The organism is Vibrio aquimaris (assembly GCF_009363415.1).
GTDB classification, from domain to species: domain Bacteria; phylum Pseudomonadota; class Gammaproteobacteria; order Enterobacterales; family Vibrionaceae; genus Vibrio; species Vibrio aquimaris.
Window position 1 is genome coordinate 2839059 of sequence record NZ_CP045350.1, and the last position, 13162, is coordinate 2852220.

Below are 13162 nucleotides of genomic sequence, written 5' to 3' on the forward strand. Positions count from 1 at the left end.
AGATTCACAATAAATCTTTCTTATTGGGGTAAAATTCTAGAAAATTCATCTAGTCAGTCAGCAATATGGATCCAATCACACATTTTAAACAACAACTTTCCAGTGCAGGGTTTGACCAGCACAGCATAAACCAGCTCGTCGACTGCGCTCGGCTGGTAGAGCTACCCACACGGCACATATTGCTCAATCAAGGACAAGTAGCTGAAGATATTTTTTTCTTGATTGAAGGCGTTTGTCACTCCGCCTATTTAACCGATAAAGGAAAAGAGTTCAGCAAAGAGTTCTACTGGGAAGACGATTGGATCATTGGTTTTGAAGGCTTAGTCAAGCAACAAGCCTCACCTTACTTACTGGAATCTCTTACTGCATGTGTTTTGTTTTCTCTGCCTATTGCCACCCTTCGCAACTGGCGGGATGACAAACATCCGATTTATGTAAAGCTGTTGGAAACTCAGCTTATGTACAAGGAGAGTAAAGAACGCTTTATGCTGCTCTATACACCTGAAGAGCGTTATGAGTTATTTTGCCAGCACTATCCTCATCTATGCCAAAGGCTGACTGACTACCATATTGCGGCCTATCTTGGTATTACCCCAATTAGCTTAAGTCGTATCAAGAAACGCCAGAAAAATTAACAATGGTTAATGCGATAGATAACCGATTCCTTTAAGCTCCGTATCTAAACACATATTCAATAGGCAGATTATGATCACATGGCAACTTCTCACTTTCGAACAATTAACCACTCACCAGTTGTATCAAATGCTGAAATTAAGAGTAGATGTGTTCGTTGTTGAGCAAGTTTGCCCTTACCCTGAATTAGATGGCAAAGACAGTATTTATGGTGTTTATCACCTACTGGGTTATAAAAATGATGAGCTGATTGCCTATTCACGGTTACTGCCTAAGAATATTAGCTACCCTAATGTGAGCATAGGCAGAGTAGCGACTGCACACTCTCACCGAGGGGGGGGATTGGGGCATAAACTATTAGAACGAGCACTGATAGAATGTGAAAAACTTTGGCCGACAGAAGATATTGAAATAGGCGCTCAGGCACATTTAGAAAGCTTTTATCGCCGACACGGATTTATACCCACCTCTTCACAATACCTCGAGGATGGTATTGCTCATATTGACATGAAATTCAGCCGCTAACCGTGAGCAAGCTTTCTTTACAGACCCTAGCCTTATGGCTATTAATCGCAGGTAACCTAAGTGCGTCGCTGTCAGATGTAATGGTGAAATTACTTGATGGCAGCGTACATCCAAACCAATATATTTTCATCCGGCAGCTAATATCTGTGATTGTAATATATCCATTTTGGAGCAAGGAGTGCGTGGAATCCAGACAACTTAACGCACCATGGTTAAACTTGTTTCGTGCCCATTTAGTCATTATTGGCAGTGGCTGTATGGTGGTTGCCATCACACACCTGACATTAGCCAGTGCTAATGCAGTATTTTACGCCGCCCCATTACTTATGTTGCCAATATCAGTCTTGATGTTGAAAGAAACGCCGCCTCGAAGCAAGATATTAGCGACAATTATCGGCTTTATAGGGGTTCTGATCGTCCTCAGACCTTCTCAGTTCCACTGGGCAGCTATCTTTGCCCTCACCACTGCGACAACACTGGCGTTATTTAATGTTTCTGCCCGTAAACTGCCGCAAAAACAAACCATGATAAGCACGCTATTTTGGACCTCTGTACTCTCAGTGCCTGTATCCGCTGTACTAGCCTTGGCCTATTGGCAGCCAATCAACTTTGTTCAGCTCAGCCTTATTGCTGCTAGTGCTGTTTTTGTCTTGCTATACAACGGCCTCGCGGTTTTAGCCTATCGAAAAGCGCCTGCGGGCGAGATTGGCGTCGCAGAATATTCTGGCTTAGTGTTTGTCACTTTATTCGGAGTATGGTGGTTTAATGAAGTCCCTGACTGGTTGACTGCGATAGGGATCCTCTGCATCATAACCCCTTTAGTGCCAATAAAGCGCGGCTTCCGGCATGGTTCAAGACAGCAATGATCGATATACAAGCAAAACTATCTTATTTACTGCGGCCAAACGCACCATCTGATAAGCGAAAGAACATGACAGATTTTGAGCTTTTCTCAAGTTGAAGAATATCGAGTTTACCATCTTCAGCGAGTTTAAAGCGCACTAACTGTCCTGCCTTTATCCGGCTTAAAGGTCTATCACTTCCTTCAACTCGAACGAGAGCGTTGAGATCAGACATGGCCAAATCATTATTGCGAAACACTTGAGCAAGAGTATCACCCTTTTCTACGGTATATTCTTGCCATGCCTCAGACTTTAAACTTTGCTGCTCGCCAGAACGCTGCTGGCTCAGTCCAGTAGTATTAATGTTAACCGAAAAACGCTGCTTTGACTCAGAGTGAGCACTATTTTGCTCTGAACCTGGGGTGGCCTGTGGCACAGGGAGCACAAGTAACAGGAGAAAAAGCGGAACGAGTATGATTAATACTCGTCGATGAAGTTTTGGCAGTATCCACCAAAGATCTTTGACATAGCGAACCATAGCCTTCCAATCAATCTGCGCGATCTTTTGTTGAATTAGCTCTACATAATCGACCTGTTTAGGCTTTTTCTTTCTACGGTTCATTAATCGGGCTCTCCCTAAGGTCCACGACTCTAAGTATAAAAACGAAGCGCACTCTAGTATAGGGATTTTGAATCTGTTAGGTAATGTAGAGGTCAAAATTGCTATTTGAGGCAAAAAAATCAGACTCAACTCCCACATTAGGAGCATTATTGTTATCGAACTCTAGCGCCATTTCATCGAACCTTCATAACTGGTATCCTGTGCGCCGTAAATACACTAAACATAGAGAGACATCATGTCTGAAGTTAAATTTGAAACAGTAGAGCAAAAAGCCAGCTACGGTATTGGTCTGCAAATGGGCCAGCAGCTAGCTGGCTCTGGTCTGGAAGGTCTTAGCGTTGATGCTATCGCAGCGGGCATAGCTACCGCACTCGTTGGTGATATGCCAGCAATTGAAATTGACGACATTAACTCTGCGCTTCAAGACATGCATCAGCGCGCTGAGGCTGCTCGACAAGAAGCTGCTAAAGCTGCTGCTGCAGACGGTGAAGCTTTCCTAAAAGACAATGCTCTTCGCTCAGAAATCACTGTGCTTGAGTCAGGTCTACAATACGAAATCCTAACTGAAGGTACTGGTGAAATCCCTACTTCAGACAAGCAAGTTCGTGTTCACTACCACGGTGAATTAACTGACGGTACTGTATTTGACAGCTCTGTTTCTCGCGGTCAACCAGCTGAGTTCCCAGTAACTGGCGTAATTAAAGGCTGGGTTGAAGCACTTCAACTAATGCCTGTTGGCTCAAAGTGGAAACTCTACATCCCTCAAGATCTTGCTTATGGCGAGCGTGGTGCTGGTGCATCTATCCCTCCATTTGCAGCACTAGTATTTGAAGTTGAGCTACTGGATATTCTGTAATAGCCATATGACTCAATAAAGAAGGCGGCTTTATAGCCGCCTTCTTTATACCTAAATTATTCCAGATACAAAAAAGCCGAGCATTTGCTCGGCTCTTTCGTTACTACGAACTGATTACTCAGCAGCTTCTTCAGCAGCTGGGCGATCTACAAGCTCAATGTAAGCCATTGGAGCTTTGTCACCAGCACGGAAACCAGCTTTTAGGATACGAGTGTAACCGCCCTGACGAGCAGCAAAACGTGGACCTAGTTCGTTAAATAGTTTTGCAACTACTTCGTTGTCACGAGTACGTGCAAATGCTAGACGACGGTTAGCAACGCTGTCAGTCTTAGCTAGTGTAATCAAAGGCTCAACGACGCGACGTAGCTCTTTTGCTTTTGGCAAAGTAGTCTTGATAACTTCATGACGTACTAGAGAGCTAGCCATGTTGCTGAACATCGCTTTGCGATGTGAGCTGTTGCGGTTGAGTTGACGACCACTCTTACGATGGCGCATGACCTAATCCTTCTAACTAGTATCGATTAATCTTCAGCGATAGACGCTGGTGGCCAGTTTTCTAGGCGCATACCTAGAGACAGACCACGTGATGCAAGTACGTCTTTGATCTCTGTAAGAGATTTTTTACCAAGGTTAGGCGTTTTAAGTAGCTCAACCTCAGTGCGCTGTACAAGATCACCGATGTAGTGAATCGCTTCTGCTTTCAGACAGTTAGCAGAGCGAACTGTTAGTTCAAGATCGTCTACAGGACGCAGTAGGATCGGATCAAATTCTGGCTTCTCTTCTTTCTCCTCAGGAACTCGTACATCACGTAGATCTACGAAGGCATCCAATTGCTCAGCTAGAATAGTAGCTGCGCGACGGATCGCTTCCTCAGGGTCCAAAGTACCGTTCGTTTCCATATCGATGACAAGCTTGTCTAAGTCTGTACGCTGCTCTACACGAGCTGCTTCTACAGAATAAGCAATTTTGTCTACTGGGCTGTACGTAGCGTCAACCAGTAGGCGACCAATTGGACGCTCATCTTCTTCAGTATGGATACGAGCTGAAGCTGGAACGTAACCACGACCACGTTCTACCTTGATACGCATTGCGATCTCGGCATTAGCATCTGTCAAATGACAGATAACGTGTTCTGGGTTAGTGATCTCTACATCACCATCATGGGTGATGTCACCTGCAACCACAGGGCCCGAGCCTGATTTGTTCAGCGTAATAAACACTTCATCTTTGCCTTCGGCAACGCGCACAGCCAAACCTTTTAGGTTTAGAAGAATTTCAAGAATATCTTCCTGAACACCTTCTTTAGTGCTGTATTCGTGTAGAACGCCTTCAATCTCTACTTCTGTCACAGCACAACCTGGCATAGAAGATAGAAGAATACGGCGAAGTGCATTACCTAGAGTGTGACCAAAGCCACGCTCCAATGGCTCAAGAGTTACTTTTGCGTGTGTCGTGCTAACTTGTTCGATGTCAACAAGACGTGGCTTAAGAAATTCTGTTACAGAACCCTGCATTGTGTCCTCTCTTTAGTTTAAACCTTACTTAGAGTAAAGCTCGACGATCAGTTGTTCGTTGATGTCAGCAGATAGATCTGAACGTTCAGGCAGACGCTTAAACGTACCTTCCATCTTACCACCATCTACTTCAATCCAAGTTGGTTTTTCGCGTTGTTCAGCAACTTCTAGAGCTGCTTTGATGCGAGACTGCTGTTTTGCTTTCTCACGGATAGTAACAACGTCATTAGCCGCAACTTTGAAAGAAGGAACGTTTACAACTTTACCGTTAACTAGGATAGCTTTGTGGCTAACTAGCTGACGTGCTTCTGCGCGAGTTGCGCCAAAGCCCATGCGGTAAACTACGTTATCAAGACGACCTTCAAGAAGCTGAAGTAGGTTTTCACCAGTGTTGCCTTTAAGGCGCGCTGCTTCTTTGTAGTAGTTACGGAATTGTTTTTCTAGAACGCCGTACATACGACGTACTTTTTGCTTCTCACGAAGCTGAACGCCATACTCAGATAGACGACCGCGACGAGCGCCGTGTACACCTGGTGCGTTATCAATTTTACACTTGGTATCGATCGCGCGAACACCAGACTTAAGGAATAAGTCAGTGCCTTCACGACGGCTAAGCTTCAGCTTAGGACCCAAATATCTTGCCATGATCTTTCTCCAGTAATCTAAAAAACGTTATACACGACGTTTCTTAGGTGGACGACAACCGTTATGAGGGATTGGTGTAGCATCAACGATGTTTGTGATGCGGAAACCAGCAGCGTTCAGTGCGCGAACAGTAGATTCACGACCTGGACCTGGACCCTTAACCATAACTTCCAAGTTCTTTAGTCCGTATTCTTTCGCCATTTCAGCACAACGCTCAGCAGCTACCTGTGCCGCGAACGGAGTAGATTTACGAGAACCACGGAAACCTGAACCACCTGCAGTAGCCCATGCTAAAGCATTACCTTGACGGTCAGTAATAGTTACGATTGTGTTGTTGAAAGACGCATGGATGTGCGCAACGCCATCTGCAACTTGCTTGCGTACGCGCTTACGAGCGCGAGTTGGTTGTTTAGCCATTGTACTCTACCTTCCCGATTATTTCTTGATCGGCTTACGCGGACCCTTACGGGTGCGAGCGTTGGTTTTAGTACGCTGTCCACGTAGTGGTAGACTGCGACGATGACGAAGACCACGGTAACAGCCAAGGTCCATTAGACGCTTGATGTTCATGGATACTTCACGACGTAGATCACCTTCTACAGTGTACTTAGCTACACCATCACGCAGTTGATCGATCTGCTCTTCAGTTAGTTCACTGATCTTAACATGCTCAGCAATGCCCACCCCAGCTAGAATAGCTTGAGAACGAGTCTTACCGATGCCGTAGATCGCTGTTAGTGCGATTACAGCATGCTTTTGATCAGGAATGTTAATGCCTGCTATACGGGCCATTATTCACTCCTAAGTGTTTCTATAAAAGAATTAGCCGCAGCAAAGCCCGTTATGGATACGCTGCGGAATACTACTTCTTTTGCACGCAAAAGGTAGGCCGAGCAATATACTCAACGCTACCTTATATTTCAAGTAAAAATTTCTGCTTATTAGCCTTGGCGCTGTTTGTGCTTTGGCTCACTGCAAATCACGCGAACGACACCGTTACGCTTGATAACTTTACAGTTACGGCAGATTTTTTTAACGGAAGCACGAACTTTCATTGCTAAACTCCGCAATTAAAACCCGATTTATCGGCCGTAGCCTTTCAGGTTTGCCTTTTTCAACACAGAATCATACTGTTGAGACATCAGATGAGTCTGTACCTGTGCCATAAAGTCCATAATAACCACTACTACAATCAGTAGTGATGTTCCGCCGAAGTAGAAACGTACGTTCCACGCGACCATCATGAACTCTGGAATCAGACAGATAAAGGTAATGTATAACGCACCCGCTAGGGTTAAACGCGTCATCACTTTATCTATATATTTAGCTGTCTGCTCACCTGGGCGGATGCCGGGTACGAATGCACCAGACTTCTTCAGGTTATCTGCTGTTTCTCTAGGGTTGAATACCAACGCTGTGTAGAAGAAACAGAAGAAAATAATCGCTGCTGCATATAGCATTACATATAAAGGCTGACCTGGGCTAAGAGCCAAAGACACGTCAGTTAACCAACCAAGCGTGCTGCTCTCACCATTTTGACCAAACCACTGCGCCAGTGTTCCTGGAAACAGTATAATACTAGATGCAAAGATTGCTGGAATAACACCTGCCATATTAATTTTAAGTGGCAAGTGTGTGCTTTGTGCAGCAAAGACCTTACGACCTTGTTGACGTTTCGCATAGTTAACGACGATTCGACGTTGACCACGCTCCATGAAAACAACGAAGTAGATCACTGCAAAAGAAAGTACAACAATCAACAGCAGAAGAAGTACATGCAATTCACCTTGACGCGCTTGCTCGATTGTTTGACCGATTGCAGAAGGCAATCCAGCAACAATACCTGCAAAAATAAGTAACGATATACCGTTACCAATTCCACGCTCTGTAATTTGTTCACCTAACCACATCAGGAACATGGTACCAGTTACTAAACTTACGGTAGCAATTAGCGTAAACATGGTTTGGTTGATAACAACCAGATTATCGACCATGTTTGGTAAGCCTGTTGCAATACCAATAGCTTGGAATGTTGCAAGTACAAGCGTGCCGTAGCGCGTATATTGGCTTATCTTACGACGGCCTGCTTCACCCTCTTTCTTGAGTTCAGCTAACGCAGGGTGAACTACGGTTAGCAGTTGGACAACAATCGATGCCGAAATATACGGCATGATGCCCAACGCTAATATAGATGCACGCTCAAGAGCACCACCGGAGAACATGTTAAACATTTCAACGATGGTACCTTTTTGCTGTTCGAACAAATCGGCAAGTACAGCAGCGTCAATACCAGGAATCGGCACAAAAGAGCCGGCTCGGAATACTAAAAGTGCACCAATTACGAATAACAAGCGCGACTTTAGTTCACTTAAGCCGCTCTGAGCACTACGAAAATCTTGTCCTGGTTTCTTAGCCATCTGTACCTCGTTCCTCGAGATTATTCCTCGATTTTACCGCCAGCAGCTTCGATAGCAGCTTTAGCGCCTTTAGTCACACGTAGACCTTTAACAGTCACTGCTTTGTTAATTTCACCAGAAAGAACAACTTTAACAAATTCGATGTTCTTAGTGATAACGTTAGCAGCTTTAAGGCTGTTTAGGTCAACGACGTCACCTGTTACTTTCGCTAGCTCAGCTAGACGAACTTCAGCAGACACGAGACTCTTACGAGAAGTGAAGCCGAACTTAGGTAGACGCTGTTTCAAAGGCATTTGACCGCCTTCGAAGCCTGGACGAACACTGCCGCCAGAACGTGACTTTTGACCTTTGTGGCCACGACCACCGGTTTTACCAAGGCCAGAACCGATACCACGACCTACGCGCTTCGCAGAAGGCTTAGAACCCGCAGCCGGTGATAGAGTATTCAAACGCATTCTGATTACTCCTCAACTTTAACCATGTAGAAAACCTTGTTGATCATTCCGCGTACACACGGAGTATCTTCAAGTTCTACAGTATGGTTGATTTTACGAAGGCCTAGACCCTTTAAGCACAATTTGTGCTTAGGTAGACGACCGATTGAGCTTTTAGTTTGAGTAACTTTAATAGTTGCCATGGTGTTCTTACTCCGAAATAGATTCAACAGTTAGACCACGTTTAGCAGCAACCATTTCTGGCGACTTCATGCTATCTAGTGCATCGATCGTAGCACGAACGATGTTGATAGGGTTCGTAGAACCGTATGCTTTAGATAGTACGTTATGTACACCTGCTACTTCTAGTACTGCACGCATCGCACCACCTGCGATTACACCTGTACCTTCTGCAGCTGGCTGCATGTAAACTTTAGAGCCCGAGTGGCGACCTTTTACCGGGTGGAAAAGTGTGCCTTCGTTAAGCGCGATAGTAGTCATATTACGACGCGCTTTTTCCATTGCTTTTTGAATCGCTGCAGGTACTTCACGAGCTTTGCCGTAACCGAAACCTACGCGACCGTTACCGTCACCAACTACAGTTAGTGCAGTAAAGCTCATGATTCGACCACCTTTAACCGTTTTTGATACACGGTTAACTGCGATTAGCTTTTCTTGCAAATCATTCGCTTGAACTTGTTGTTCTTTAGCCATCTTCCAACCCTACCTTAGAATTTCAGACCAGCTTCGCGAGCAGATTCTGCTAGCGCCGCTACTCGACCGTGGTATTGGAAACCAGAACGATCAAATGCAACTGACGCTACGCCTTTTTCTAGCGCGCGCTCAGCAACAGCTTTACCTACTGCTTTAGCTGCATCGATGTTACCAGTGTTCTTCACTTGCTCACGGATCGCTTTTTCTACAGTAGAAGCTGCTGCGATAACCTCAGAGCCGTTTGATGCGATAACCTGAGCGTACACATGACGAGGAGTACGGTGTACTACTAGGCGAGTTGCACCCAGTTCTGCAATCTTACGACGTGCGCGTGTAGCACGACGGATGCGAGATGCTTTCTTATCCATAGTGTTACCTTACTTCTTCTTAGCTTCTTTAGTACGCACATTTTCATCTGCGTAACGAACACCTTTACCTTTATAAGGCTCAGGCTCACGGTAAGAACGAATGTCAGCCGCAACTTGACCTACTAGCTGCTTATCGCAACCAGAGATAACAATTTCAGTTTGGCTAGGACATTCAGCTTTAATACCCTCTGGCAACTCGTGCTCAACAGGGTGTGAGAAGCCTAGTGTTAGAGATACACCTTTGCCTTTAATAGCAGCACGGTAACCAACACCTTTAAGAGTTAGCTTCTTAGTAAAGCCTTCAGTAACACCAACAACCATGTTGTTTACTAGAGCGCGAGCAGTACCTGCTTGAGCCCATGCATTAACAACACCTTCTTTAGGACCGAAAGTTAGGTTGTTTTCTTCCTGAGCCACTACAACTGCATCGTTAAGAACGCGTGATAGTTCGCCCTTTGCACTTTTTACAGTGATTTCTTGGCCGTTTAGTTTCACCTCTACGCCAGCTGGAATAGCGACAGGTGCCTTAGCAACACGAGACATATTCTACTCCTATTACGCTACGTAGCAGATGATTTCACCGCCAAGACCTGCTTTACGTGCAGCACGGTCTGACATCAGACCCTTGGAAGTTGAAACGATAGCAACACCAAGACCGCCCATTACAGAAGGAAGATCATCTTTCTTCTTGTAAACACGTAGACCTGGACGAGAAACACGCTTAAGTTGCTCGATTACTGGTTTAGCTTGGAAGTACTTAAGAGTAACTTCTAGCTCAGGTTTTACTTCGCCTTCAACAGCGAAATCAGTGATGTAACCTTCAGCTTTTAGTAGTGCAGCAATTGCAACTTTAAGCTTTGAAGAAGGCATTTTAACAGCAACTTTGTTTGCTGCCTGACCGTTACGAACGCGGGTCAGCATATCCGAAATCGGATCTTGCATGCTCATATGATTTACTCCAAATGATTAAGTGGCAATTACCAGCTAGCCTTACGAAGTCCAGGAATCTCGCCTTTCATGCAAGCTTCACGAACTTTGATACGGCTTAGACCGAACTTACGTAGGTAACCGTGTGGACGACCAGTTTGGTTACAACGGTTGCGCTGACGTGATGCACTTGAATCACGTGGAAGAGTTTGCAATTTAAGAACTGCGTTCCAACGATCTTCTTCAGATGCGTTTACATCGCTGATGATAGCTTTAAGCGCTGCACGCTTCTCAGCGTACTTAGCTACTAGCTTCGCACGTTTTACTTCACGTGCTTTCATTGAATTTTTAGCCATAACAGTAACCCTTCACCTTACTTACGGAATGGGAAGTTAAAGGCAGCCAGCAGAGCACGGCCTTCCTCATCAGTACCAGCAGACGTCGTAATAGTGATGTCTAGACCGCGTACTCGATCAACTTTATCAAAGTCGATTTCCGGGAAGATGATTTGCTCGCGAACGCCCATGCTATAGTTACCGCGTCCGTCAAAAGACTTAGCGCTAACGCCACGGAAGTCACGTACACGTGGAAGAGCGATCGAAATAAGACGCTCAAGAAAATCCCACATACGTTCGCCACGCAAGGTTACTTTACAACCGATAGGGTAGCCTTCACGGATTTTGAAACCTGCAACAGATTTGCGCGCTTTTGTGATAAGTGGCTTCTGACCAGAGATCGTTGCCATATCAGACGCTGCATTTTCTAGCAGTTTCTTATCGTTGATTGCTTCACCAACACCCATGTTTAGGGTGATTTTCTCGATTCTAGGGACTTGCATGACGCTTGTGTAGCTAAACTGTTTGGTCAGTTCAGCGACTACAGACGACTTGTAGTAATCATGCAGTTTCGCCATAGTAGAACTCCAAATTACTCTATTTAGTTAGAAACGGTTTCACCGTTAGACTTGAAGAAACGAACTTTCTTGCCGTCTTCAAAACGGAAACCGATACGGTCAGCTTTACCAGTAGCTGCGTTGAAAATAGCCACGTTAGATACATCGATAGCTGCTTCCTGCTCAACAATACCACCTTGGATATTCATTGCAGGTACAGGTTTTTGATGCTTCTTAACAAGGTTAATGCCTTCAACGAAAACTTTACCAGTTGCTAGAACCTTAGTTACTTTACCTTTCTTGCCTTTATCTTTACCAGCAAGAACGATTACTTCGTCATTACGACGGATTTTAGCTGCCATTTCTACGTGCTCCTTACAGAACTTCTGGAGCCAGTGAAACGATCTTCATGAACTTATCGCCACGAAGTTCGCGTGTCACAGGACCAAAGATACGTGTACCGATTGGTTGCTCAGTGTTATCGTTTAACAATACGCAAGCATTTCGGTCGAAGCGAATGACAGAACCGTCAGGACGACGTACGCCTTTACGGGTGCGAACTACCACCGCCTTCAGAACGTCACCTTTTTTAACTTTACCGCGAGGAATTGCTTCCTTAACAGTAACTTTGATAACGTCACCGATGTGTGCATAACGGCGATGAGAGCCACCCAGAACCTTAATACACATTACGCTGCGTGCGCCTGAGTTATCAGCTGCGTCCAGCATACTTTGCATTTGGATCATGTTAGTGCTCCGCTAAATATAAAAAAAACTAGACCCTCACGGGTCGGGCTGCCTCTTTAAAAGGGACGCGAATTGTACCACCCTTTTATGTAATTGGGTAGTCAAAAAATAAACGGCCCCAAAATATTTTTTGGAGCCGCTTTTTTCATAGAATCAACGAAATTAAATCTTCGCTTTTTCTACGACTTTTACCAATGCCCAAGACTTAGTCTTAGACAGAGGACGACACTCTGCGATTTCAACTGTGTCGCCTAGGCCACACTCGTTGTTCTCGTCATGTGCGTGTACTTTAGTCGTGCGCTTTACGAACTTGCCGTAAATTGGGTGTTTAACCATGCGCTCGATAGCAACAGTGATAGACTTGTCCATCTTGTCGCTAACGACACGACCTTGTTGAGTACGTTTTACTTCGCTCATTATGCGCCTGCCTTCTCAGTCAAAACAGTTTTCACACGTGCGATATCACGGCGTACAGCTTTCAGAGTGTGAGTTTGCTGTAGCTGACCAGTTGCCGCCTGCATGCGCAGGTTGAACTGTTCGCGTAGCAACTCTAGTAACTCAGAGTTAAGCTCTTCAACGCTCTTTTCGCGTAGATCTTGTGCTTTCATCACATCACCTGCTTAGTTACAAATGTCGTCTTGAAAGGCAGCTTACGAGCCGCTAGGCGGAACGCTTCACGTGCCAATTCTTCAGGTATACCACCCATTTCGTACATTACCTTTCCAGGTTGGATTTGGGCTACCCAGTACTCAACGTTACCTTTACCCTTACCCTGACGAACTTCTAGTGGTTTTTCTGTGATAGGCTTGTCTGGGAACACACGGATCCAGATTTTACCTTGACGCTTAACGTGACGTGTCATTGCACGACGTGCCGCTTCGATCTGACGAGCAGTTAGACGACCACGGCCAGTTGCTTTAAGACCGAATTCGCCGAAGCTTACTTCAGTACCTTTAGCTAGACCACGGTTACGACCTGTCTGAACCTTACGGAACTTAGTACGTTTAGGTTGTAGCATCTGTCGAC

Annotated in this window: 25 protein-coding genes; 4 read left to right on the forward strand and 21 right to left on the reverse strand. The window is 45.2% G+C overall.

Going from position 1 to position 13162, the window contains the following annotated elements; genetic code table 11:
• The first annotated feature begins 65 nt into the window (after window positions 1–65).
• The 3 genes from FIV01_RS13060 (at window position 66) to FIV01_RS13070 (ending at window position 2024) form a co-directional block, all read left to right on the forward strand.
• Window positions 66–635: a Crp/Fnr family transcriptional regulator gene (locus tag FIV01_RS13060; protein ID WP_152431367.1), complete on the forward strand. Its 570-nt coding sequence runs from the start codon at window positions 66–68 to the stop codon at window positions 633–635.
• Window positions 636–705: 70 nt separating this feature from the next.
• On the forward strand, window positions 706–1158 hold the full coding sequence (locus FIV01_RS13065; RefSeq protein ID WP_152431368.1) for a GNAT family N-acetyltransferase: 453 nt from the start codon (window positions 706–708) through the stop codon (window positions 1156–1158).
• Between the two features lie 2 nt (window positions 1159–1160).
• The gene (locus tag FIV01_RS13070; protein WP_152431369.1) at window positions 1161–2024 is read left to right on the forward strand and encodes a DMT family transporter; all 864 of its coding nucleotides are present in this window, start codon (window positions 1161–1163) and stop codon (window positions 2022–2024) included.
• A 22-nt stretch (window positions 2025–2046) separates the two neighbouring features.
• On the opposite strand, the gene FIV01_RS13075 is transcribed toward FIV01_RS13070, so the two are convergent.
• Window positions 2047–2622: a LysM-like peptidoglycan-binding domain-containing protein gene (locus tag FIV01_RS13075; protein ID WP_152431370.1), complete on the reverse strand. Its 576-nt coding sequence runs from the start codon at window positions 2620–2622 to the stop codon at window positions 2047–2049.
• Window positions 2623–2857: 235 nt separating this feature from the next.
• Here FIV01_RS13075 and bamJ point away from each other — a divergent pair, with 235 nt between their 5' ends.
• Complete coding sequence (bamJ, locus tag FIV01_RS13080) at window positions 2858–3478, forward strand: BamJ family beta-barrel-assembly machinery protein (protein ID WP_152431371.1); 621 nt, start codon at window positions 2858–2860, stop codon at window positions 3476–3478.
• Between the two features lie 114 nt (window positions 3479–3592).
• Here the strand turns inward: bamJ and rplQ are convergent, their stop codons facing one another.
• The 20 genes from rplQ to rplP form a co-directional block, all read right to left on the reverse strand.
• Window positions 3593–3973, reverse strand: coding sequence for a 50S ribosomal protein L17 (rplQ, locus tag FIV01_RS13085; RefSeq protein WP_005383141.1), 381 nt, complete (start codon window positions 3971–3973; stop codon window positions 3593–3595).
• 26 nt (window positions 3974–3999) lie between these two features.
• Window positions 4000–4992 carry a DNA-directed RNA polymerase subunit alpha gene (locus FIV01_RS13090; protein WP_114787347.1) on the reverse strand — a complete coding sequence of 331 codons (993 nt, stop codon included), beginning with the start codon at window positions 4990–4992 and terminating at the stop codon, window positions 4000–4002.
• A gap of 24 nt (window positions 4993–5016) precedes the next feature.
• Window positions 5017–5637 (reverse strand): 30S ribosomal protein S4, encoded by a 621-nt coding sequence (gene rpsD, locus FIV01_RS13095; RefSeq protein WP_114787348.1) that lies wholly within the window; start codon window positions 5635–5637, stop codon window positions 5017–5019.
• Between the two features lie 27 nt (window positions 5638–5664).
• On the reverse strand, window positions 5665–6054 hold the full coding sequence (gene rpsK, locus FIV01_RS13100; RefSeq protein ID WP_001118870.1) for a 30S ribosomal protein S11: 390 nt from the start codon (window positions 6052–6054) through the stop codon (window positions 5665–5667).
• 18 nt (window positions 6055–6072) lie between these two features.
• Window positions 6073–6429, reverse strand: coding sequence for a 30S ribosomal protein S13 (rpsM, locus tag FIV01_RS13105; protein WP_152431372.1), 357 nt, complete (start codon window positions 6427–6429; stop codon window positions 6073–6075).
• Window positions 6430–6578: 149 nt separating this feature from the next.
• Complete coding sequence (gene rpmJ / locus FIV01_RS13110; protein ID WP_000868186.1) at window positions 6579–6692, reverse strand: 50S ribosomal protein L36; 114 nt, start codon at window positions 6690–6692, stop codon at window positions 6579–6581.
• A 27-nt stretch (window positions 6693–6719) separates the two neighbouring features.
• Complete coding sequence (secY, locus tag FIV01_RS13115; protein WP_152431373.1) at window positions 6720–8054, reverse strand: preprotein translocase subunit SecY; 1335 nt, start codon at window positions 8052–8054, stop codon at window positions 6720–6722.
• 20 nt (window positions 8055–8074) lie between these two features.
• On the reverse strand, window positions 8075–8509 hold the full coding sequence (gene rplO / locus FIV01_RS13120; protein ID WP_006963206.1) for a 50S ribosomal protein L15: 435 nt from the start codon (window positions 8507–8509) through the stop codon (window positions 8075–8077).
• 5 nt (window positions 8510–8514) lie between these two features.
• Window positions 8515–8691, reverse strand: a complete 177-nt coding sequence (rpmD, locus tag FIV01_RS13125; protein ID WP_114787350.1) for a 50S ribosomal protein L30 — start codon at window positions 8689–8691, stop codon at window positions 8515–8517.
• A 7-nt stretch (window positions 8692–8698) separates the two neighbouring features.
• Complete coding sequence (gene rpsE, locus FIV01_RS13130) at window positions 8699–9202, reverse strand: 30S ribosomal protein S5 (RefSeq protein ID WP_114787351.1); 504 nt, start codon at window positions 9200–9202, stop codon at window positions 8699–8701.
• Between the two features lie 14 nt (window positions 9203–9216).
• On the reverse strand, window positions 9217–9570 hold the full coding sequence (gene rplR, locus FIV01_RS13135; protein ID WP_114787352.1) for a 50S ribosomal protein L18: 354 nt from the start codon (window positions 9568–9570) through the stop codon (window positions 9217–9219).
• Between the two features lie 9 nt (window positions 9571–9579).
• The gene (gene rplF, locus FIV01_RS13140; RefSeq protein WP_152431374.1) at window positions 9580–10113 is read right to left on the reverse strand and encodes a 50S ribosomal protein L6; all 534 of its coding nucleotides are present in this window, start codon (window positions 10111–10113) and stop codon (window positions 9580–9582) included.
• A 12-nt stretch (window positions 10114–10125) separates the two neighbouring features.
• Window positions 10126–10518, reverse strand: coding sequence for a 30S ribosomal protein S8 (rpsH, locus tag FIV01_RS13145; RefSeq protein WP_152431375.1), 393 nt, complete (start codon window positions 10516–10518; stop codon window positions 10126–10128).
• 29 nt (window positions 10519–10547) lie between these two features.
• The gene (rpsN, locus tag FIV01_RS13150) at window positions 10548–10853 is read right to left on the reverse strand and encodes a 30S ribosomal protein S14 (protein ID WP_114787355.1); all 306 of its coding nucleotides are present in this window, start codon (window positions 10851–10853) and stop codon (window positions 10548–10550) included.
• A 17-nt stretch (window positions 10854–10870) separates the two neighbouring features.
• Window positions 10871–11410: a 50S ribosomal protein L5 gene (gene rplE, locus FIV01_RS13155; protein WP_114787356.1), complete on the reverse strand. Its 540-nt coding sequence runs from the start codon at window positions 11408–11410 to the stop codon at window positions 10871–10873.
• 23 nt (window positions 11411–11433) lie between these two features.
• Complete coding sequence (rplX, locus tag FIV01_RS13160; protein ID WP_114787357.1) at window positions 11434–11751, reverse strand: 50S ribosomal protein L24; 318 nt, start codon at window positions 11749–11751, stop codon at window positions 11434–11436.
• Between the two features lie 13 nt (window positions 11752–11764).
• On the reverse strand, window positions 11765–12136 hold the full coding sequence (gene rplN / locus FIV01_RS13165) for a 50S ribosomal protein L14 (protein WP_004410450.1): 372 nt from the start codon (window positions 12134–12136) through the stop codon (window positions 11765–11767).
• A 162-nt stretch (window positions 12137–12298) separates the two neighbouring features.
• Entirely contained in the window at window positions 12299–12553 is a 255-nt protein-coding gene (gene rpsQ / locus FIV01_RS13170; RefSeq protein ID WP_152431376.1) for a 30S ribosomal protein S17, read from the reverse strand.
• Window positions 12553–12744, reverse strand: a complete 192-nt coding sequence (rpmC, locus tag FIV01_RS13175; protein WP_114787359.1) for a 50S ribosomal protein L29 — start codon at window positions 12742–12744, stop codon at window positions 12553–12555. Before rpmC ends, rpsQ begins: the two co-directional genes overlap by 1 nt.
• A complete protein-coding gene (gene rplP, locus FIV01_RS13180; protein ID WP_114787360.1) occupies window positions 12744–13154 on the reverse strand; it encodes a 50S ribosomal protein L16 in 411 nt (136 codons plus the stop codon). Before rplP ends, rpmC begins: the two co-directional genes overlap by 1 nt.
• Window positions 13155–13162 lie beyond the last annotated feature (8 nt).

What these genes read in the sequence shown, in the direction of transcription:
- FIV01_RS13060 (WP_152431367.1), top strand. Translation starts at nt 66, where the DNA reads ATGGATCCAATCACACATTTTAAACAACAACTTTCCAGTGCAGGGTTT.
- FIV01_RS13065 (WP_152431368.1), top strand. Translation starts at nt 706, where the DNA reads ATGATCACATGGCAACTTCTCACTTTCGAACAATTAACCACTCACCAG.
- FIV01_RS13075 (WP_152431370.1), bottom strand. Translation starts at nt 2,622, where the DNA reads ATGAACCGTAGAAAGAAAAAGCCTAAACAGGTCGATTATGTAGAGCTA.
- bamJ (WP_152431371.1), top strand. Translation starts at nt 2,858, where the DNA reads ATGTCTGAAGTTAAATTTGAAACAGTAGAGCAAAAAGCCAGCTACGGT.
- rplQ (WP_005383141.1), bottom strand. Translation starts at nt 3,973, where the DNA reads ATGCGCCATCGTAAGAGTGGTCGTCAACTCAACCGCAACAGCTCACAT.
- FIV01_RS13090 (WP_114787347.1), bottom strand. Translation starts at nt 4,992, where the DNA reads ATGCAGGGTTCTGTAACAGAATTTCTTAAGCCACGTCTTGTTGACATC.
- rpsD (WP_114787348.1), bottom strand. Translation starts at nt 5,637, where the DNA reads ATGGCAAGATATTTGGGTCCTAAGCTGAAGCTTAGCCGTCGTGAAGGC.
- rpsK (WP_001118870.1), bottom strand. Translation starts at nt 6,054, where the DNA reads ATGGCTAAACAACCAACTCGCGCTCGTAAGCGCGTACGCAAGCAAGTT.
- rpsM (WP_152431372.1), bottom strand. Translation starts at nt 6,429, where the DNA reads ATGGCCCGTATAGCAGGCATTAACATTCCTGATCAAAAGCATGCTGTA.
- rpmJ (WP_000868186.1), bottom strand. Translation starts at nt 6,692, where the DNA reads ATGAAAGTTCGTGCTTCCGTTAAAAAAATCTGCCGTAACTGTAAAGTT.
- secY (WP_152431373.1), bottom strand. Translation starts at nt 8,054, where the DNA reads ATGGCTAAGAAACCAGGACAAGATTTTCGTAGTGCTCAGAGCGGCTTA.
- rplO (WP_006963206.1), bottom strand. Translation starts at nt 8,509, where the DNA reads ATGCGTTTGAATACTCTATCACCGGCTGCGGGTTCTAAGCCTTCTGCG.
- rpmD (WP_114787350.1), bottom strand. Translation starts at nt 8,691, where the DNA reads ATGGCAACTATTAAAGTTACTCAAACTAAAAGCTCAATCGGTCGTCTA.
- rpsE (WP_114787351.1), bottom strand. Translation starts at nt 9,202, where the DNA reads ATGGCTAAAGAACAACAAGTTCAAGCGAATGATTTGCAAGAAAAGCTA.
- rplR (WP_114787352.1), bottom strand. Translation starts at nt 9,570, where the DNA reads ATGGATAAGAAAGCATCTCGCATCCGTCGTGCTACACGCGCACGTCGT.
- rplF (WP_152431374.1), bottom strand. Translation starts at nt 10,113, where the DNA reads ATGTCTCGTGTTGCTAAGGCACCTGTCGCTATTCCAGCTGGCGTAGAG.
- rpsH (WP_152431375.1), bottom strand. Translation starts at nt 10,518, where the DNA reads ATGAGCATGCAAGATCCGATTTCGGATATGCTGACCCGCGTTCGTAAC.
- rpsN (WP_114787355.1), bottom strand. Translation starts at nt 10,853, where the DNA reads ATGGCTAAAAATTCAATGAAAGCACGTGAAGTAAAACGTGCGAAGCTA.
- rplE (WP_114787356.1), bottom strand. Translation starts at nt 11,410, where the DNA reads ATGGCGAAACTGCATGATTACTACAAGTCGTCTGTAGTCGCTGAACTG.
- rplX (WP_114787357.1), bottom strand. Translation starts at nt 11,751, where the DNA reads ATGGCAGCTAAAATCCGTCGTAATGACGAAGTAATCGTTCTTGCTGGT.
- rplN (WP_004410450.1), bottom strand. Translation starts at nt 12,136, where the DNA reads ATGATCCAAATGCAAAGTATGCTGGACGCAGCTGATAACTCAGGCGCA.
- rpsQ (WP_152431376.1), bottom strand. Translation starts at nt 12,553, where the DNA reads ATGAGCGAAGTAAAACGTACTCAACAAGGTCGTGTCGTTAGCGACAAG.
- rpmC (WP_114787359.1), bottom strand. Translation starts at nt 12,744, where the DNA reads ATGAAAGCACAAGATCTACGCGAAAAGAGCGTTGAAGAGCTTAACTCT.
- rplP (WP_114787360.1), bottom strand. Translation starts at nt 13,154, where the DNA reads ATGCTACAACCTAAACGTACTAAGTTCCGTAAGGTTCAGACAGGTCGT.